This is a genomic window from Streptomyces sp. NBC_00234, assembly GCF_036195325.1.
Taxonomy (GTDB): Bacteria; Actinomycetota; Actinomycetes; order Streptomycetales; family Streptomycetaceae; genus Streptomyces.
This window is the reverse complement of the sequence record NZ_CP108101.1, coordinates 5,097,215-5,115,819: the sequence shown is the minus strand read 5'-3', so window position 1 is coordinate 5,115,819 and position 18,605 is coordinate 5,097,215. Positions and strand designations below refer to the sequence as shown.

Here is an 18,605-nt window from a genome sequence, read left to right as displayed (position 1 = left end):
GTCCTCAACTCCCTCTGGTGGTGCGGTGGTACGGGGCTCAGCCGCGCGGCATGGTGGCTTGCTTGCTCACGTTCCCGAAGTCGAACATCGGGATCACGGAAGGGATGTCGATGTCCACGGTCACGGTCACCTCGTCGAAGCCGTGGCGTACGTCGACATCTGCGTCGTCGACCAGCCACCCGCTCATGGACGAGTACGCCGCCTGCTGGGCGGGCATGCTGGCGCGGTCGTACGAGCCCACTCGGGCGCCCGACCGTGCGGCCGTGCCGGCCTGCTGCGCCGCGTACACGGCGATACCGAGCTGGACCACGGCCATGGCGACGACCAGGAGGAGAGTGAGGACGCCTACGTACTCAATGGCGGCCTGGCCCTTCTGGGAGGCGTTGCCCTTCTGGGAGGCGTCGCGGGTCCGGCGGGTGCACGGATCGGCATGCAGTGCGTGGGTCACCATCCCCAGCCCCTCTCCAGGTTCGCCGACGCCTCGCCGGTCAGCGTCATCGGCGTGTTGAATCCGCCGGGGAAGAGCAGCGGTACCTTGACGTCCACCCGGGCCTTCATCAGGTCGCCCGATGCCTGGCAGTGGAAGTTCGCGTCCCAGGCGCCCGGCAGGTCCTCCCGGCCGGCCTGCCTGCACGCCAGCAGCGCGCTGCCGTTGGAGGTCGTGGCGGCGGTGACCGCCTTGTCCGCCGCGTTGCCCGCGAGCATGAAGGTGTAGCCGACCATGGCGGCCTGCCACATCAGGGCCAGGGTGATCAGGATCAGCGGGAGCGTTCCCGTGAACTCGATGGCCGCCTGTCCGCGGTCGTCCGCCCGGAGGCGGGGCACCGCTTCCTCGTCACCTGCCGGACGGGCTCGATGGGGTGCCGCAAGGTCGTGAGCCGGCACCGTACGCACTGGTATTGGTTTCACCTGTCCCCCTCGGTCGTATCGCTTCGGTCGTCACTTCGTACGTCCCCGTCGACCGCCGATCGAGCCGCGGTCTCCCTTGAACTTGCCCTGCTTGTCCGTGCCTTCCGCGTTCTTGACGAGACCGAGGTCTCCGGCGAGGCCCCAAAGGGCCTGTTTCACCGTCGACTTGGCCTCAAGATCCTGCATGCGCCCGGCGTCGACCACCGCCTGGAGTTCCTTGAAGTTGGCGGGGACCACGATCCGCGCGACCTTCGTCGCGGTGATCCGCTCGATCAGCGGCGGCTGGATCTCCGTGTTGCGCGTGTAGCGGTTGACGACCGTGATGGTCTCCTCCGCCTTGCGGATCTGCAGCCGGTCCCAGAGCCGGACCATGCGCTTGGCCGCCCGGACGGTGACCACGTCCGGTGTGGTCACCAGGAGCGTGCGGTCGGCCATCTCGATCGCGGCGGCGTTGGCCGTGTTCATGTGCGTGCCGCAGTCGATGATCACGATCTCGAAGCGGTGGCGCAGGGCGCTGATGATCTGGCGTACGACCCGGTCGCTGACCTCTTCGGCCCGCTCCCCCTCGCCCGGGGCGAGCAGCAGCCCGATGCCGGTGTCGTGGTTGTACAGGGCGTCCTGGAGGACGCGCGGCGAGATGTCCTGGATGGTCGAGAGGTCGACGATCGACCTGCGGAACTGCACGTCGAGGTACGAGGCGACGTCCCCGGACTGGAGGTCCAGGTCGGCCAGGGCGACGGTGTGGCCCGAAGCCTTCGCGGCCAGCGCCAGCTGGACGGCGGTGACGGTGGTGCCGACACCGCCCTTCGCGCCGCTGACCGTGACGACGGTGCCGCTCGGTCCGGTGAACACGTCCGCGCCCGCGCCCAGGTGGCGCCGCACCCCGACGGACCAGCCCGCCGCCGCCTGGACGCGCTGGGCCAGCTCCTCGTACGAGAGGGGCAGGCCGACGAGGCCGCGGGCGCCGGAGTCCATGGCCGCCGAGTAGAGCCCGGGGCTCGCGTCGGCGGTGACCAGCACGACCCCGACCGCCGGAAAGCGCAGGGCCACCTCCCGGATCAGCTCCAGGGCCGGAACCGGCCCGATCCGCTCGTGCACGAGCACGACCTCGGGCAGCTCGTCCAGCGACTCGGCGGCGAGCCGGGCCAGGGTGTCGAGCAGCGAGGTCGAGTCACCCAGTGGCCCGGCCGGCTCCGCGTCGGGGAGCTGGCTGAGCAGTGTGGTGATGGATCGGGCGGCGTCGGCATCGCCGACAGCCGGGAGGATTCTTGTGCTCATCCGGCCCTCACTTGTTCTTGTCTTCGTCGAGGTTGTAGCTGCCCTCACCCGGACGGAGCGTGGTCGGACTGTTCTCGGGCAGCAGGGCGAGCCGGACGTGCTCGGCGAAGGACTCGGCGTAGGCGACGCGCTGGGCGTCGGTGGTGTTGAGGGCGAAGGTGATCGGCACGGCCTCGGTGGGGCCGCCCGCGCCGCGGTCGTCGCGCTTCGGTTCGAGGGGGGTCAGCTCGCCGACGTCGAGCACCTTGGCGTTGGCCACGATGACGCGCGAGGTGGACTTCTCACCCTCGTTCTCACCGGCGAAGGTCGCGAAGATGTTGACGAGGTTGCCGGGGTTGATCTTGCCCGCGACACCGGTCGCGGCGTCGATCATGATCGCGATCTCCTGCTCGCCGCTCTGCAGCACGGGGCGCTTGACGATCATGTCGTCCTGGAGCAGGGAGCCCGCGCGCAGTTCGGTGACGGCGATCTTGCCGTTGACGACCGCGAGGTCGGTGACCGCGTTGTCGGACAGCCAGCGCTTGGGCATCTCTATCTTCTCGAACTGCTTCGGTTCCAGGGACGTGTAGGGCGCGATGTTCGCCTTGACCTGGTACGCGGTCACCTCCGGCCCGACCTTCGAATTCACATCGCTGATCACCGAGAGCACACCGGCGAAGGCGCCGAAGGCGCAGAGGACCGAGAGGAGCAGAAGGATGACGCCGCGGCGTTGCCGTGAATTCATGAGCGGAGCAACCTCGTTGGGAGACGTGGGCCGATGGGCGGACAGAGAGAGGAGCGGGGTCGTATCGATCGGGTGTGCCGCACCGGACCCCGCTTCGGGCCGCTGAGGAGTGCGGCGAGCGGATTCACGACCCGTGGTGCATAGGTGTTCCTTGGTTCAGGACACCTGAACCGTTGGTTTGGTTCTGCTGGGCCCTCAGCGGTGCCGAACACAAGCCGCAGCGGTCGCCGATGAGTTCATTGCCGCACCAGGCGCAGACCTCCCTGCGGACGGAGGAGACCAGCTGGTAGACGACCGAGATATCGGGCAGGAAGGCAGCGAATTCGATCATCTTCGACGTGCCCCACCAGCCCGGGGAATCCGCGGGCAGCGCGACCTCGTGCACCGCCTGGACCTGCCAGGCCGGCGCGATCGTGCCCGTCACCCAGTCCGACTGGAGCTGCCCCTTGGCGACCAGCAGATGGGTCCCGAACTCGGGTCCCGCCAGCTCTCCCGAACCGATCTTGATCAGTTGGGGATTCGGGTTGGCCAGGACGCCGAACTGCGAGCCCGGCACCCACGACTTCGCGTGCGCCTTGAGACTGACGGGCACCCGGTCGAGCTTGGTGACCGTGCTGAGGAGCGCTCCGGCGTGGATGTAGTGGGAGAGCAGCCGGGCCGCCGAGGCGACCACTCCGGCACTGAAGTCGCAGATGGACAACTGCCGCAGCTGACGCACCAGGACGGCGACGCCCAGCGGCGGGAGGTCCACCTTGAGGAGCGCGATCCGGTCGCTCTCCAGCATCGAGCGGATCATGTGGAGCCGTCGCTCGTGGGCGGTGGCGATGTTGGCCGGGTAGACGGCGATGACGTAGCCGTGCTGCTCGAGAAGCACGTTCATATCGTTGAGCGCCAGCTCCAGGGGCTGCGCGTCCGGAGCATGCAGAAGCGCCGCTGTGGGCGTCTGCTGATCCGTGGGCGGAAGCACCAGGTCAGCACTGGTCACTGCTATTGCGGTCGGCACGCATTTCCCCGTTCGGCTCCGGCCGCCGCGTACCGCCGGCCGCAATCGCTCTCCTGCTCCGTGCTCCTGCCTCAGCACTTTAACGACGTAGGCGGAGGCAGAGAACACCTTTCAGTGCCCAGTAACGCAGGACACTGCCCGTACGCACAGGGTGTTCACACCCCAAATCGGGCCAACTGGTTGGTAGTTAAATTCCGTACCAGATAGGTGCTCAATCACGTCGCCCCAGGAGAATGCCTGATCCCTTTCGGGTTTACGGGCCCAGAGCAGCAACATGGGCCCGGATTGGGGCCCCAGGACCCACGCCCACCGAGTGTTCACTTCCGTAATCTCCGGATCCGGCCGGCCGCCGTAGCCGGAGGCGAAGGAGGCTCCTCGAATGGATCAGATCGGGCGAATACCGTCGGTCAGCGGACGCCGGAACAGCAGGAGCTGGTACGGACTGCCGCTCGACGACCGGGGCGCCACCGCCACGGAGTACGTCGGCATGGTGGTGGTCGTGACCTCGATCGTCGGAGCGCTGACGGCCACCGGTCTCGGCGGGCGCATCGCCGAACGGTTCAAGTGCGCCGTCTCCTTCGGTGAGTGCGGCGGAGGCGGCGGGAACGAGGCCGCCCCCCGGACGGACGCCGACTTCGAACCGCCGCTCTGCCAGCTCTCCTCGATCTCCGACAAGGCCGGTGCCAAGGCCAAGGTCCTGTTCATCGAGTGGGGCGAGGAGTACGGCTTCCAGCAGCAGACGTTCCAGTCGAAGACCGACATGAACGGTGACGGCAAGGTCGACGAGAACGACCAGCAGGTCACCATGACCTTCACCGACGCGGCCTCGATCGCCGCCAAGAAGGACTTCAAGCCGGGCCTCAAGGTCGGTTCGTTCGGCACGGACAAGGTGGAGCTGGGGGCCGGCATCAAGGTCACCAACGGTGACACCTGGGTGTTCAAGAGCGAGGAGGAGGCCAAGTCCTTCCGCGACGACATCGAGACGCTCAAGATGTACGAGCTCTCCAACCGGCACGCCAACTCCCAGGGGGCGGGGCTCGGCAACAGCATCCTGTACATGTTCGGCAAGGGCCCGATGGCCGAGGAGGAGAAGCTCCGCAAGAGCATCGACGAGAAGCTCGGCAACCGGCACATCAGTTACGGCAAGGTCGGCCTGGACGCCAGCGCGTCCGCCGGTATCAAGATCGGCGCAGGCGACGACAAGAAGCTGAGCGCGGCCCTCGGCGGCAACTTCAAGTTCTCCCCCGAAGTGACGTGGACGGACAACGACTTCAAGGGCACCAAGGCGTACACGTACTCGGCGGCGATCGAGTACGGCACCAAGGCCAGTTACGAGGCCGGGCCGATCAGCGGTGACGCCTCGGCGTCCACCACCCAGACCGGGTCCATCACCGTCACGCACGACAAGAAGACCGGCGAGCTGCTGCGCATCGACATGACCCGCACGGTGGAGAAGGGCACCACCAAGGACGGGGTCAAGGTCGGCGGCGACAACGGGAAGTCCGGCGACGACAAGCGGGGCGGCAGCGGCGGCGTCAAGGGCGGCGGCGAGGACACCGGGATCGAGGTCGTGACCAACTCCGTCGTCCTGAAGCCGGGGTCCGAAGGGGACGCCGACCGGAAGATCGCACAGGACTGGCTGAACGGGAACGGGCAGTACGGCCAGCCGTTCAGCTACATGTTCGACGACCACGCGCCCACGAAGCGGCCCGGGGACGACGACAGGTTCGGGCAGCTGCTCTTCGACAACGGGCTGTCCAGCAGGACGACGTACACCGGCGAGACGAACGCGGCGGAGTACGGGTTCGAGCTGAACCTGGGGCTGAGCCTCGGCTTCTCGGTCTCCACCGAGAAGAAGGAGGAAACGCTGAACAACGCGGAGTTCCTCGGAGCGCCCAACGGCGGCAGCCGAAGCTATGTCCCGTACAGCTACTGTGCGAACTGATCACGGCGACAGGAGCCAGCCAGCCATGAACACCCTTACGAACCGTCTGATCGCCGGGACGGCGACCCTCGCCCTGGGCCTGCTGACCACCGGGTGCGGGGACGACTCCGCCACCGGCACGGTGCCCGAGGGCTGGGGCAAGCTCACCACGCCCGCCGTCTCGGTCGCCCACCCTCCCGCGTTCGAGGAACAGAGCGCCGCCGAGCGCGGCAAGCACAACGCGGCAGCCGCCCGGCTCACCGAGGGCGGCAGGACGGTCGGCACCCTCACCGTGCAGCTGGACTTCACCAATGCCGACACGGTGGAGGAGGCGGCGATCGGGGCCGAGGCCGGGATCGCACTCGGCGCGGAGCTGAAGAAGCAGTCGGACGTCGAGGTCAAGGGTCCCGAGGACGTACGGGACGCCAAGCGCGTCGACTTCACGTTCACGTCCGGCGGAGAGGCCGGGAGCCCGGTGAAGGGCACCGAGGTCAAGGGTGTGATCATCACCGGCCTCGACTCGCAGAAGAAGAGCTATGCGGTCCGGATCGACGCGGCCGAGGGCAGTCTGTCCGCGTCCGACCTGGACCGGATCATCGAAAGCATCACGGTGAAGTAGCCCGTGATACTCCGACACGGAGGCGGACGAGCATGACGCGGTACAGCTACCCCGGGGCCCCCACCCGCCGGGACGACGGGCCCGGGGCGGTGATCTTCGCCCTGGCCCGCGCATGGGCCGCCGGCATCATCGTGCTGATCGTCACCGAATACGTGCAGGCCGGCGTCGTCTACGAGCATGTGGCGACGCCGGAGCGCATGGAGTCGTTCGGCGGGCGCATGCTGCTGATCCACATACCCAACGTGATCTGCCTGGGCCTCGCGGCGTGGGCGGCCGCGCGGCTGCACCGTGAGCCGTTCCGCCACTCGATGCCGCAGCATCTGGCCGCGGCGATCTGTGTGCCGGTCGTCGCGCAGCTGCTGAACATGGCGGTGCAGTGGGAGGAGATGGCCGCCGAGGGGCTGTTCATGTCCAACGTGGTGGCCGCCGTGGCCTGCGTGGCGGGGTACGCGGCGGACCGGTTGCAGGACGACGCCTGACCCGGGTGTCCCGCACGCCGGGGGGCGTGCACAACGGAGTCGTACGGGGCGGAACCGGACGAGCCGGTGCCAGAGGTCTTGACAACTCAATTGGTCTGGACCAGCTTATGGGCCAACGGTGGCCACCGCACACTCCGCCAGCACCCCCCCAACTCCCCCCGGAGGCACCAGTGGAACGCTCCGCAGGCAGCAGACGCCGCAGGCGCAACAGCAGGCCCGTCCTCGGCACCGTCACGGCTGTCCTGGCGGCCGGGGCCCTGACCGTCACCGGCCTCGTCAGCACCGCGGAGGCGGCCGACGTCAACGTGGCGAAGAACGCCGGTTTCGAGTCCGGGCTCGCCAACTGGACCTGTTCCGGCGGCAGCGGCACCGCGGTCTCCTCCCCCGTGCACGGCGGCGCCTCCGCCCTCAAGGCCACCCCGGCCGGCCAGGACAACGCCAAGTGCACGCAGACCGTCGCCGTGAAGCCGGACTCGACGTACACCCTCAGCTCCTGGGTGCAGGGCGGGTACGCCTACCTCGGCGCCACCGGCACCGGCACCACGGACGTCTCCACCTGGACGCCCGACAGCGGCAGCTGGAAGCAGCTGACGACCAGCTTCCGTACCGGCCCGAGCACCACGTCGGTCACCGTCTACACGCACGGCTGGTACGGCCAGGCCGCCTACTACGCCGACGACATCTCCGTGACCGGCCCCGACGGCGGAGGCGGCACCGACCCGGAGCCGCAGATCCCCGCAGCGCCCGCCGGGCTCACGGCCGGCACGACGACGACCACCTCCGTGCCCCTGACCTGGAACGCGGTCTCCGGCGCGACCGGCTACACCGTCTACCGCGACGGCGCGAAGGCCACCACCTCCACCGGCACGTCGGCGACCGTCACCGGGCTGACCGCCGACACGGCCTACCAGTTCGCCGTGAGCGCCACCAACGCCGCCGGCGAGTCCGCCAAGTCCGCCTCGATCAGCGCCCGTACGGCGAAGACGACCGACCCGGGCCCCGGGCCGGTGACCTCGGTCCCCAAGCACGCGGTGACCGGGTACTGGCAGAACTTCAACAACGGCGCGACCGTCCAGAAGCTCAGCGACGTGCCCGCGAACTACGACATCATCGCGGTCTCCTTCGCGGACGCCACGGCGACTCCGGGCGCGGTCACCTTCAACCTCGACAGCGCGGGCCTGAACGGCTACACCGTCGACCAGTTCAAGGCCGACATCAGGGCCAAGCAGGCGGCCGGCAAGAACGTCATCATCTCGATCGGCGGCGAGAAGGGCACCATCTCGGTCAACAACGACGCCTCCGCGACGGCCTTCGCGAACTCCGTCTACGCGCTCATCCAGGAGTACGGCTTCAACGGGGTCGACATCGACCTGGAGAACGGCCTCAACGCCACGTACATGACGAAGGCGCTGCGCGCCCTGTCCGCGAAGGCCGGCACCGGCCTGGTCATCACCATGGCGCCGCAGACCATCGACATGCAGTCGACCTCCGGCGAGTACTTCAAGACGGCGCTCAACATCAAGGACATCCTGACCGTCGTCAACATGCAGTACTACAACAGCGGTTCGATGCTCGGCTGTGACGGCAAGGTCTACTCGCAGGGCTCGGTGGACTTCCTCACGGCGCTCGCCTGCATCCAGCTGGAGGGCGGCCTCGACCCCTCGCAGGTCGGCCTCGGAGTCCCGGCGTCCACCCGGGGAGCGGGCAGCGGCTACGTGTCGCCGTCCATCGTGAACGCCGCCCTCGACTGCCTGGCCAAGGGCACCGGCTGCGGTTCGTTCAAGCCGTCCAGGACCTACCCCACGCTCCGCGGCGCGATGACCTGGTCCACGAACTGGGACGCCACGGCGGGCAACGCCTGGTCGAACGCGGTGGGACCGCACGTCCACGCTCTGCCGTAACCCCGGAGAGCACCACTGACCAGCAGCGCCGCCGCTCCCCCGGCGGCGCTGCTGCGTTCGGTCAGGGCCTCACCAGGGCAGGTCGCGCACCTGCTGGACGCACAGCACGAGGAACAGCAGACCGGCCGCCGCCAGCATCCCGTTGCTGAGCCACCCGTTGCGCCATTCCACGGGCGTGCGCGAGGAGTTGAGCAGCCAGATCAGGGTGAGGGCGAGGAACGGCATGAAGAACGCGCCCAGCACCCCGTAGACCACGACCAGGCCGAACGGCTGGTCCAGCCACAGCAGCGTCATCGGCGGGAAGGTCAGCCACAGGAGGTACGCGCGGAAGGGCACCGACCTCTCCTGCCGGGCGATCTCCCCGCCCTCGGTCCCGGTCTCCGCGGCGGCGCCGCCCGCGGCCCGTTCGGCGCGGATGCGCTCGACGAAGTCGGCGAACATGAGGCTCACGCCGTGCCACACGCCGATGAGCGACGAGAACGACGTGGCGAAGAAGCCGACCAGGAACAGCTTCGCGGTGACCGCGCCGAAGCGGTCCTCCAGGATCGTCCCGAGGTCGATCAGACCGCGGTCGCCCTTGGTCAGGGCCAGCTGGGAGGAGTGCAGCAGTTCGGCACCGACGATCAGCATGGCGACGACGAATATCCCGGTGGTGAGGTAGGCGACCCGGTTGTCGAGGCGCATCACCTTCATCCAGGAGGAGTTGTTCCAGCCCTTGGCGTTCACCCAGTACCCGTAGGCCGCCATGGTGATCGTGCCGCCGACCCCGCCGATCAGCCCGAGCGTGTAGATCAGCGAGCCGTCGGGGAGCACGGGGGCGAGCCCGGCGATGGACGCGCCGACGTCCGGTCCCACCCGCAGGGCGACGTAGACGACGACCACGAACATCACGCCGATCAGGACCGTCATGACCTTCTCGAAGACGGCGTACTGGTTGAACCAGACGAAGACCAGGCCGACCAGCCCCATGACGATGGCCCAGGTCTTCAGCCCGGGACCGTCCGGGAAGAGCGCCACGACGGGCAGGGCGCTGGAGGACATGGCCGTCGCGCCGTACACGAAGCCCCAGATGACGACGTACACCGCGAAGTAGACGGTGGTCCACGATCCCAGGGTGCGCCAGCCCTCGAAGAGGGTCCGGCCGGTGGCGAGGTGCCACCGGCCGGCCGCCTCGGCGAGGGAGATCTTGACGAGGCAGCCGATCACGGCCGCCCACATCAGGGTGTATCCGAACTTGCTGCCCGCGATCAGCGTCGCGACCAGGTCCCCGGCTCCGACGCCGGTCGCGGCGACGACGATGCCCGGTCCGATGTACCTCCAACTCGATGTGCGCGGCTGGGAGTCGATCTCCCCGGTCCCTGTGGTTCCGCTTGTCTCCGCCATGCCGATCAACGAACCGTAAAGAGATCCTTCGCACAAGGGGGTGTGCACCGCCCCCTGCCGGAAGCCCGGCAGGGGGCGGTGGCGTTCCGGGTCAGGGAGTGGTGCCCCAGGCGAGGGTGCCGCCCACGTACACGGCGATCTTCGGCGCGTCGGCGTAGCCGGTGTTGGTTCCGCGGCTGTAGTCGTCGGCCTCGTTGAAGTTCGACCAGTCGGTCTTGTTCAGGCGCAGCTGGATGTCTCCGGTGGAGGCCCCCGCCGCCAGGGTGCCGCTGCCGAAGCCGACCTCCAGGTAGTGGCTGGCCCCGGCGCCCGCGCTGCCGGAGGACGTCACGCCGTGCGTCACGTTGCCGGAGCCGATGGCCGCGTAGTCCACGTACGTGCTGAAGGTGCTCGCTCCCGCTTCGGGGGTGAACCAGTAGCGCACCTTCACCGTGGACAGGTTCACCGCGGTGCTGCCCGTGTTGAGCAGCTGCACGTTCATCCGGATCTGGTTGTCGGTGGCCGAGGAGTCGGTGTTCTTGTACTGCACCTTGACGTTGCCGCTCCCGGTGGAGCCGCCCGGCTCCGTCGTGGCCGCGACGGCGGCGGAGGCCGCCGAGACGTTGCCGGCCGCGTCCCGCGCCCTGACCGTGTAGCTGTACGCAGTCGAGGCCGTCAGGCCCGTGTCCGTGAAGGACGTCGACGTCGCGGTGCCCACCTGGGTGCTGCCGCGGAACACGGTGTACGCGGTCACCGCGGTGTTGTCCGTCGAGGCCGTCCAGGACAGCGAGACGCTGCCGCTCGTCTTCCCCGTCACCGTCAGCCCCGTGGGCACGGACGGTGCCTGGGTGTCTCCACCGCCGCCGCCGTCCAGCGGCGGGTAGGCGTTGCGTACGAGCTCCTGGAACTGGGCCGAGAACCAGTGGCCGGCGAGCGGCGAGTTGGGCAGGGCGCCGGTCAGGTTGTTGCCGTTGCGTCCGTTGCCCGTGTACGTCGGGTCGCACATCCGGTCGAAGCCCTTGCCCTCGTCGTTCTCGACGGGCTGGCTGTTGCCGTCCGACTCGCCCGGGGGCTTGGCCCAGACGTACGCGTCGATGCCGGGCTCGGGGGCGGTGGTGGGCCGCTCGCCGATGCCGGCGCCGGACTGGTTGCACCAGTTGCCCGCGTGGATGCGCCGGTCGATGCGGCCTCCGTTGACGTAGGTGTCCACGCTGGTCAGCGGACCGGCGGCGGTGGGCCGGTCGGCGCCGCCCCAGCCGTTGCGGGCCGTGTCGATCAGCATGCCGAGGTCCGAGGCGAAGCCCTGGCGGACCAGCTCCGTGCGCAGCCCCTGCGCGAAGGTCAGTTCGTCGACGTAGTAGTTCCAGTCGACCCACTTGGACTGACGGACCGTGGTGCCGTTCACGGTGTCGGTGACCTTGAAGTTCGGCTCCTTCAGAGCCGAGTAGTTGGCCGTGTTGACGATGAAGCCGTGGACGTCCGCGACCGTGGCGCCCTCCGACGTGGCCGCCTTCTTGAACTCCTGGGCCGCCGGGACGAAGTTGGTGTCCCAGCCCAGCCAGCCGTGGTGCCCGGCATCGACGTAGTTGTAGACGTTGGGGATGGCACCCAGGGTGTGCAGCGCGTAGCCGACGCCCTTCTCGTAGTTGCCGTTCGCCTTCATCACCGCGCACTCGGGCGTGGCACCGGCCTCACCACTGGCGTTGGTGACGATGTTGGGCAGCGAGTCGGGTTCGATGATGGTGACGATGCGCAGGCTCGCGTAGGCGGGGTCGGCGAGGATGTCGGCGATCGGGTCGATGTACTCGGTCTTGTAGCGGGGCAGCTCGGTGGGGCCGAGCTCGCCGTTGGAGGCCAGGGCGGCGCAGTCGCGTCCGGGCAGGTCGTAGATGACCACCTGGAAGAGGTCCGCTCCCTGGTCGAGGGCCTCGTCGAGGTGCTCGCGCAGGCTCATCGCGTCGCCCACGCCCTCGATGGCCGCGATGCGGTCCATCCAGACGAACGCGGGCTCGTCCGCGATGGCGCTGCCGCCCGGCTCGGCCGCGGCCTTGGCGGACCACTGCGGGTTCACGTAGGCGGTGGCTCCGGAGTAGGGGTTGTCGACGCGGGCTGCGGCCGAGGCCGGGGCCGGGACGGCCACGACCAGCGCCGCTCCGAGTGCCAGGGCCGACAGCGCGGCGGCCTTCCGGCGCAGCGTGGGCAGAGTGGTGCCTCGTATCTTCATTGCGGCTCCGTGCTCCTTTCGATCGTCCGCGGGGCTCCCGCGGACGGGTTCATGGGGGTGTCGCGGTTCCGGGGCGGGGCTCAGGGCGCGGTGCCCCAGGCCAGGGCGCCGTCGACGTAGACCGCTACCTCGGGTGCGTCCGCGTAGGTGGTGTCGGTGCCCCGGCTGTAGTCGTCGGCCTCGTCGAAGTTCGACCAGTCGGTCTTGTTGAGGCGCAGCTGGATCTCTCCGGTGGAGGCTCCGGCGGCCAGGCTGCCCGCGGCGCCGGTGAAGCCGGCCTCCAGGTAGTGGTCGGCGCCCGGGACCGCGGCGCCCGCCGTGGCCACGCGGTGGGTGAGACCGCCGCAGCCGATGACGGCCCAGTCGCACCAGGTGCTGTAGGTGCTCGCGCCGGACTCGCCGCTGAACCAGTAGCGGACGGTGACGTCGGACAGGTCCACCGCCGCCGTTCCGGTGTTCACCAGCCGCAGGGCGGGCCTGATCTGGTTGTCGCCGGGCGAGGAGTCGTTGTTCCTGTACTGCGCCTTCAGCGCGCCGGTCCCGCCGCCGCTCTCCTCCTTCGTGACCGCCGTGACGGGTGCGGAGGCCGCCGAGGTGTTCCCCGCCGCGTCCCTGGCGCGCACGGTGTAGCCGTACGAGGCCGAGGCGGACAGCCCGGTGTCGGTGAAGGCGGTCGAGGCCGTGGAGCCCGCGAGTCGGCCGGCCCGGTACACGTCGTACGCCACGACGCCCGTGTCGTCCGTCGACGCCGTCCACGACAGCGAGGCGCTGCTGCTGCTCGTCCCGGTGACACCGACCCCCGCGGGGACCGAGGGCGCCCGGTTGTCGTCCTCGCCGCCTCCCTCCGTACCCGCCGTGAAGGAGAAGCTGTTCGTGCCGAGTCCCTGGCCGCCCTGCCAGATCTCGAAACCCGCCTCCGCGTCGATCAGATAGTGCGCGGGGTCGATCTGGCCGCGTGACACGGCGTCGATGATCAGGTCCTTCACGTCGAGGTCGGCGAACTCGGTGGCGCCGCCCTGCAGTACGTACGAGATGACCTTCCAGCCCGAGGCCCCGGGCCCCGTCCAGACGTCCCAGGACCGGCCGTCGAGCTGCACGGTGGCGGTGCGCGAGCCGATGGGCTGGACCCCACCGCGGTGGTTCATCCAGATCATCACCTCCGTGCCGTCGGGCTGGCCGTCCGTGACCGGCGCCGAGTCGAACCAGAGGTCCATCGAGGCGTTGTACGCGCCCGAGGACACCTGCGTCGTCGACCAGGAGGTACGCGCGCTGCCCAGCTCGTTCACCCGCACGGGCAGTCCGCTGTCCGCCGTGCAGACGCCCCAGTGGCAGCCCTTGTAACTGGACGGGTACGTGGCGGGGGCGCCGTTCGTCGGGAGTGCGAAGGATGCCTCCGTGACGCTCCAGGCCCCCGTCGCGGGGTCGACGCTCACACACTGGCGGGCCGTCGAGTTCCACTCGTTCTGCTGGTAGAGGTAGGTGCCGCCCTGCAGCTCGGTGGTCCCCCACTGCGTGCAGTCGGTCACCGGTGCCGCCGCCGCGGGCGTGGCGCCGGTGATCAGCGAGGCCACGGAGAGAAGCAGTGCCGCGGCGGCCCCGGCGAGGGCCGGGGCCCGGCGACGACGGAGCACGGCCGGCGTCCTGCGTGTGCCACGGCCGCTCACGGCTCCATCCCCCACGCGAGGGCGCCGCCCACATAGGCCGCGACCTTGGGGGCGTCCGCGTAGGTGGTGTTGGTGCCCCGGCTGTAGTCGTCGGCCTCGCCGAAGTTCGACCAGTCGGTCTTGTTCAGCCGCAGCTGGATCTCCCCGGTGGAGGCTCCGGCGGCCAGGCTGCCCGCCCCGCCGGTGAAGCCGACCTCCAGGTACCGGCTCGCGCCGGTCTTGGGGCTGCTGACCTGGACCACCGTGTGGGCGATCGTCGATGCGCCGAGGGCTGCGTAGTCGCACCAGGTGCTGAAGGTGCCGGCCCCCGTCTCCGGGGTGAACCAGTAACGCAGCTTCACCGTGGACAGATCCACCGGGGCGCTGCCGGTGTTGAGCAGTTGCAGACCCATCCTGATCTGGTTGTCGCCCGCGGAGGAGTCGGTGTTCTTGTACTGGACCTTCACCGTGCCGGTGCCGCCGCTGCCCGGCTTCGTGGTGGCCGTCACGGCGGCGGACAGCGCCGAGGTGTTGCCCGCGGCGTCCCGCGCCGCCACCGCGTAGCTGTACTCGGTGGCCGCGCCGAGGCCCTGGTCGGTGAAGGTCCGCGTCGTCGCGTTCCCGGCCAGACTTCCGTTGCGGTAGACGTCGTAGCCGGTCACGGCCACGTTGTCGGTCGAGGCCGACCACGACAGGGAGACGCTGCTCCCGGTCGTGGCGGTCACCGCGAGTCCGGCGGGGACGGACGGCGGTTCGGTGTCTGAGCCGCCGCCCCCTTCCACCAGGAGCTCCGCGTAGATCGCGAAGGCCAGCGCGAGCGCCGCCTGGGCCCAGAAGCGGTGGTAGGTGAAGGTGGGCGCGGGGCCGCCGTCCAGGTATGCCTGGACCTTCGGCCAGTCCGGGTCCTCCTTGTACCAGGAGCGCATCCCGATGAAGCTGACGCCCGGCTCGACGACGTCGCCGTTGGGCATCTCGCCCGACCAGCCGCCGGGTACGAACACCGTGTCGTCGAACCGGTTGTAGTCGGCCCGGGTCTCCGGCACCGCGATGCCCTTGTCGTCGGCGTGCAGCGCCATGGCGTCCAGCAGGGCCTTGGCCAGCGCTCCCGCGTCCTCGTCGCCCGACTTCGCGGCGTAGTAGGTGAGCGTCTTGACGTACGCGGCGCCCACACCGACGTCGTTGGCGTAGTCCACGACCGAGACGTGCAGCCCGGAGTTGCTCCCCGGGGAGGCCGGGTTCCAGGTGTCCGGCTGACCGGTCCAGCGCAGGGTGGAGGGGAAGCGGTAGCTGCCGTCCGATCCGACCGTCGTCTGGGCGGATGCCCAGGCGACCCACTTGTCCAGCACGGCTTCGGCGGTGGCGTTGCCGGTGACGTAGTAGTACGCGGCGACCCGCTCCATGCCCCACACCTGGAAGCCGAACCAGTTGTTGCTCGGGGGGTCGTGGTAGACCGGCTGCCAGTCGTAGGCCATGCCGTAGAAGGTGGGCGTACCGGCCGGCGGAGTCCCGTACTGGCCGTCCCAGCTGTTGGTGCAGCCGCCCGCGAGGGCTCCCTCGGCGGACTGGAGCCAGCGCAGGAACTCCATCTGCCGGGTCAGGCTCTTGACCCAGTCGCCCTTGGCGGTGGCCGACTTGGGGGTCAGCGCGGGGACGTTGCCCAGCGCCCAGGCGGCGAGGGGGTTCTGGTAGCCCTGGTGGGCGGCTCCGTCACCGATGCGCCAGGCCCATCCGCCGCCGCTGCCCGCGGCGGCGCCGCCCCAGGCGTAGTACCAGGACAGCAGGTAGTGCTGGGAGTCACGGCCGGACGCCGCCGGGCAGGAGTCGGGGTCGGTGCAGTCGCCGATCCGCTTGAAGTACTTGTCGAACATGGAGTAGCGGAGGTAGTCGCCCATCTTGGCGGCCTTCGCCACCGAGGCCGCGACCTGGCCCTCCTTGCCCTGCGCCGAGGCCCAGCGGTAGGCCCAGTAGGCGGCCTGGACCGCGCGGGCGTCGGCGTCCGGCGCGTTGGTGTACTTCCACTGCTTGGCGTAGCTCGCGTCGTCGACGAACAGGTCCAGATAGCCGTTGGGCCCGCCGTAGGCGAAGAGATCGGTGGTGGGCTGCGGAATGGTCTCCCACACCGACTCCTGCGCGCCGCGCTGGTAGGTGTTGAGGTACGAGGGCCCGGGGCCGGGTCCCGACTCGCCACCGGTGCCGGGCTTGTTGCCGTAGCCGTAGATGTTGTCCAGGTCCATCAGCCAGTGCATGCCGTAGACGTCCATCGTGCCGTAGGACGCGGCCAGTTCGGTGGCAATGGGGTCGGAGCCGACCGGGACCGAGGGGTCCAGGGCGGACGGGTAGTCGTCGGGGAGCGGATGTTCCGGTGCATAGGTCGCGGGGGCACCCGGGCTGTACGAGCCGCTGGTCGACTGGTCGGCGTGCGGCGGGATGATCGTCCGCTCGGCCACCGTCCACGCCTCGTTGAAGGGGGCCCAGTCCCCCGTCACCCGCCCGTACGCCGCCTCCAGCCACATCCAGAAGCTGACGGTCTCCGACGTGGTCTCGTGGCCGTGGTCCGGTGCCTCGACGAGCAGCGTCTCGACCGAGTGGTACGGCAGGCCGTCCGGGCTGAAGTAGCCGTTGGCCGCCGCCTTGATCTTGGCGTACTGGGTGAGGAACGCCTGGGTGTACGGGTCGTCGGCCGCGGCGGCGCGGGCGCCCTCCGCCGCCTGGGCGGCGGGGGCGGCGATCGCGGTGCCCTGGGTGAGGCCCAGCGCGATCAGGCTGCCGCTCAACGCACTGCTGAACGTTCTCCGTGATATCGACACAAATCCTCCGGATGCGGGTGTCGTGGGGGCGTGCGGGAGGGGTGAGGAGGTGGTGGTGCGGGACGGGGTACCGGTCAGGGTTCGATGCCCCAGGCGAGCGCGCCGCCGATGTGGACGGCGATCTTCGGGGCGTCGGTGTACGAGGTGCCGGTGCCGCGGCTGTAGTCGTCGGCCTCGTCGAAGTTCGACCAGTCGGTCTTGTTCAGCCGCAGCTGGATGTCGCCCGTGGCGGCTCCCGGGGCGAGAGTGCCGCCGGTGAAGCCGACGTCGAGGTGGTGGTCGGCGCCGGCCTTCGGGGTGTCTGCCGCGACGACGCGGTGGGTGACGGTGCCGCAGCCGAGGGGCGACCAGTCGCACCAGGTGGTGTACGAGGCCGCGCCCGCCTCGCCGCTGAACCAGTAGCGCACCGTCACGGTGGACAGATCCACCGGTGTGTCACCGGTGTTCACCAGGTTCAGCACCGGCTTGATCTGGTTGTCACCGGTGGCCTGGTCCTGAGTCCTGTACTGCGCCTTGAGGGTGCCCGGTCCGCCGCCACCGCCGTCGTCGCCCCCGAGCGCCGTGCGGACGGTCCCGTACACGGGCTTCGGCAGGAGGTTCTCGTCGTAGAGGGTGGCCGCGCCCTGCCCGGGGAAGGCGCCGGGGACCCAGGAGTACTTGTCCGTGTAGTCCCACACCGTGACGCCCTCGCACCGCGTCACCGCCAGGCATGCCTCGAAGACGCGCTGGTAGTAGCCGGCCTGCGTGGCGAGCTTCGCCGGGTCGGCGGGCAGCTGCATACGGACGTCGAGTTCGGTGACGGCGACGTCGAGTCCGAGGTCCGCGAAGCGCTGCAGGTTCTGCCGCATGCCCTCGGGGAAGCCGTACTGGACGGCCAGGTGGCTCTGGAAGCCCACTCCGTCGATCGGCACCCCCTCCGCCACCAGCTCGCTCACCAGGCGGTACATGCCGTCGCTCTTCGCACCGAGTCCGTCGGTGTTGTAGTCGTTGATGTAGAGATCGGCATCGGGATCCGCGGCGTGCGCGGCACGCAGCGCGGTGGCGATGTAGTCGCTGCCCATGGCGTCGAGGAACGGGCCGGCCCGGAACGTGCCGTCCTCGTTGAACGGTTCGTTCACCACGTCCCACGCCTCGACGGCGCCCCGGTAGTGGCCGGCCACCTGCGCGATGTGGTTCGTCATGGCCGACTCCACCTGCTCCGGCGGCAGGGCGGCGACCCAGCCGGGCAACTGGCTGTGCCAGACGAGGGTGTGGCCGCGCACGCCCTGCCCGTGCGCCCGGGCGAAGTCCGTGATCGCGTCGCCCCGTTCGAAGGTGAACCGGCCCTGCTGCGGCTCGGTGGCGTCCCACTTCATGGAGTTGCCGGGGGTGATCCGGCCGAACTCGGAGCCCAGGATGGCGGCGTACGGGGCGTCGGACAGCTCCGGGTTGTCGGTGGCCGAGCCCACGTACTTGCCCTGGGCGGCGGCGAGTTCGTGCAATGTAAGCGGCTCGGCCGCCTGGGCCGGTCCGCCCGCCAGGGCGGTGGTGACGGCAAGTACGGCGAGCAGGAGTGCCGGAATCCCGGCCGTGCGGCCATGCCTACTGCGCTTCGCCAAGCTCATCGCCGATCGCCTTCCTCGGCCGGGACGGGCAGGGGGCACGGGCGCACGGCTGCGACCCGGCCCCCGACTCGCGGCTCGATGTCTGGGGGAGGTAAAGGGGCGTGCAAGTCTTGATTGTGGGAGCGCTC

13 protein-coding genes and 2 pseudogenes are annotated in these 18,605 nt (G+C 69.6%); 4 read left to right on the top strand and 11 right to left on the bottom strand.

Going from position 1 to position 18,605, the window contains the following annotated elements; genetic code table 11:
* Nucleotides 1-37: 37 nt before the first annotated feature.
* The 5 genes from OG230_RS22720 to OG230_RS22700 form a co-directional block, all read right to left on the bottom strand.
* A complete protein-coding gene (locus tag OG230_RS22720; RefSeq protein ID WP_328905553.1) occupies nt 38-451 on the bottom strand; it encodes a TadE/TadG family type IV pilus assembly protein in 414 nt (137 codons plus the stop codon).
* Nucleotides 445-825, bottom strand: a complete 381-nt coding sequence (locus tag OG230_RS22715) for a TadE/TadG family type IV pilus assembly protein (RefSeq protein ID WP_328905552.1) — start codon at nt 823-825, stop codon at nt 445-447. Before OG230_RS22715 ends, OG230_RS22720 begins: the two co-directional genes overlap by 7 nt.
* Before the next feature lie 114 nt (nt 826-939).
* Nucleotides 940-2,187 carry an AAA family ATPase gene (locus tag OG230_RS22710; protein WP_328905551.1) on the bottom strand — a complete coding sequence of 416 codons (1,248 nt, stop codon included), beginning with the start codon at nt 2,185-2,187 and terminating at the stop codon, nt 940-942.
* A 7-nt stretch (nt 2,188-2,194) separates the two neighbouring features.
* A complete protein-coding gene (gene cpaB, locus OG230_RS22705) occupies nt 2,195-2,911 on the bottom strand; it encodes a Flp pilus assembly protein CpaB (RefSeq protein ID WP_328905550.1) in 717 nt (238 codons plus the stop codon).
* A gap of 124 nt (nt 2,912-3,035) precedes the next feature.
* Entirely contained in the window at nt 3,036-3,896 is an 861-nt protein-coding gene (locus tag OG230_RS22700) for a hypothetical protein (protein ID WP_328905549.1), read from the bottom strand.
* Nucleotides 3,897-4,293: 397 nt separating this feature from the next.
* On the opposite strand from OG230_RS22700, the gene OG230_RS22695 reads away from it, so the two are divergent.
* From OG230_RS22695 to OG230_RS22680, 4 genes are all read left to right on the top strand, one after another.
* A complete protein-coding gene (locus OG230_RS22695) occupies nt 4,294-5,859 on the top strand; it encodes a hypothetical protein (protein ID WP_328905548.1) in 1,566 nt (521 codons plus the stop codon).
* A 25-nt stretch (nt 5,860-5,884) separates the two neighbouring features.
* Nucleotides 5,885-6,457, top strand: a complete 573-nt coding sequence (locus tag OG230_RS22690; protein ID WP_328905547.1) for a hypothetical protein — start codon at nt 5,885-5,887, stop codon at nt 6,455-6,457.
* 32 nt (nt 6,458-6,489) lie between these two features.
* On the top strand, nt 6,490-6,936 hold the full coding sequence (locus tag OG230_RS22685) for a hypothetical protein (RefSeq protein WP_328905546.1): 447 nt from the start codon (nt 6,490-6,492) through the stop codon (nt 6,934-6,936).
* Between the two features lie 170 nt (nt 6,937-7,106).
* Nucleotides 7,107-8,837, top strand: a complete 1,731-nt coding sequence (locus OG230_RS22680) for a chitinase (RefSeq protein ID WP_328905545.1) — start codon at nt 7,107-7,109, stop codon at nt 8,835-8,837.
* Nucleotides 8,838-8,906: 69 nt separating this feature from the next.
* Here the strand turns inward: OG230_RS22680 and OG230_RS22675 are convergent, their stop codons facing one another.
* The 6 genes and pseudogenes from OG230_RS22675 to OG230_RS22650 form a co-directional block, all read right to left on the bottom strand.
* A complete protein-coding gene (locus tag OG230_RS22675) occupies nt 8,907-10,220 on the bottom strand; it encodes an Nramp family divalent metal transporter (RefSeq protein WP_328905544.1) in 1,314 nt (437 codons plus the stop codon).
* Nucleotides 10,221-10,311: 91 nt separating this feature from the next.
* Nucleotides 10,312-12,423, bottom strand: a complete 2,112-nt coding sequence (locus OG230_RS22670) for a glycoside hydrolase family 6 protein (RefSeq protein ID WP_328905543.1) — start codon at nt 12,421-12,423, stop codon at nt 10,312-10,314.
* 80 nt (nt 12,424-12,503) lie between these two features.
* A pseudogene (locus OG230_RS22665) lies at nt 12,504-13,265 on the bottom strand (cellulose binding domain-containing protein); the annotation flags it as partial.
* Nucleotides 13,266-13,340: 75 nt separating this feature from the next.
* Nucleotides 13,341-13,856, bottom strand: a pseudogene (locus OG230_RS22660) (GH12 family glycosyl hydrolase domain-containing protein); the annotation flags it as partial.
* A gap of 227 nt (nt 13,857-14,083) precedes the next feature.
* Nucleotides 14,084-16,828, bottom strand: coding sequence for a glycoside hydrolase family 48 protein (locus OG230_RS22655; RefSeq protein WP_328911497.1), 2,745 nt, complete (start codon nt 16,826-16,828; stop codon nt 14,084-14,086).
* 119 nt (nt 16,829-16,947) lie between these two features.
* Nucleotides 16,948-18,477 (bottom strand): endo-1,4-beta-xylanase, encoded by a 1,530-nt coding sequence (locus OG230_RS22650; RefSeq protein WP_328905542.1) that lies wholly within the window; start codon nt 18,475-18,477, stop codon nt 16,948-16,950.
* Nucleotides 18,478-18,605: the final 128 nt, after the last annotated feature.

Excerpts from the sequence above, each read along its gene's own strand:
- OG230_RS22720 (WP_328905553.1), bottom strand. The coding sequence starts at position 451 with ATGGTGACCCACGCACTGCATGCCGATCCGTGCACCCGCCGGACCCGC.
- OG230_RS22710 (WP_328905551.1), bottom strand. The coding sequence starts at position 2,187 with ATGAGCACAAGAATCCTCCCGGCTGTCGGCGATGCCGACGCCGCCCGA.
- cpaB (WP_328905550.1), bottom strand. The coding sequence starts at position 2,911 with ATGAATTCACGGCAACGCCGCGGCGTCATCCTTCTGCTCCTCTCGGTC.
- OG230_RS22695 (WP_328905548.1), top strand. The coding sequence starts at position 4,294 with ATGGATCAGATCGGGCGAATACCGTCGGTCAGCGGACGCCGGAACAGC.
- OG230_RS22690 (WP_328905547.1), top strand. The coding sequence starts at position 5,885 with ATGAACACCCTTACGAACCGTCTGATCGCCGGGACGGCGACCCTCGCC.
- OG230_RS22685 (WP_328905546.1), top strand. The coding sequence starts at position 6,490 with ATGACGCGGTACAGCTACCCCGGGGCCCCCACCCGCCGGGACGACGGG.
- OG230_RS22675 (WP_328905544.1), bottom strand. The coding sequence starts at position 10,220 with ATGGCGGAGACAAGCGGAACCACAGGGACCGGGGAGATCGACTCCCAG.
- OG230_RS22670 (WP_328905543.1), bottom strand. The coding sequence starts at position 12,423 with ATGAAGATACGAGGCACCACTCTGCCCACGCTGCGCCGGAAGGCCGCC.
- OG230_RS22650 (WP_328905542.1), bottom strand. The coding sequence starts at position 18,477 with ATGAGCTTGGCGAAGCGCAGTAGGCATGGCCGCACGGCCGGGATTCCG.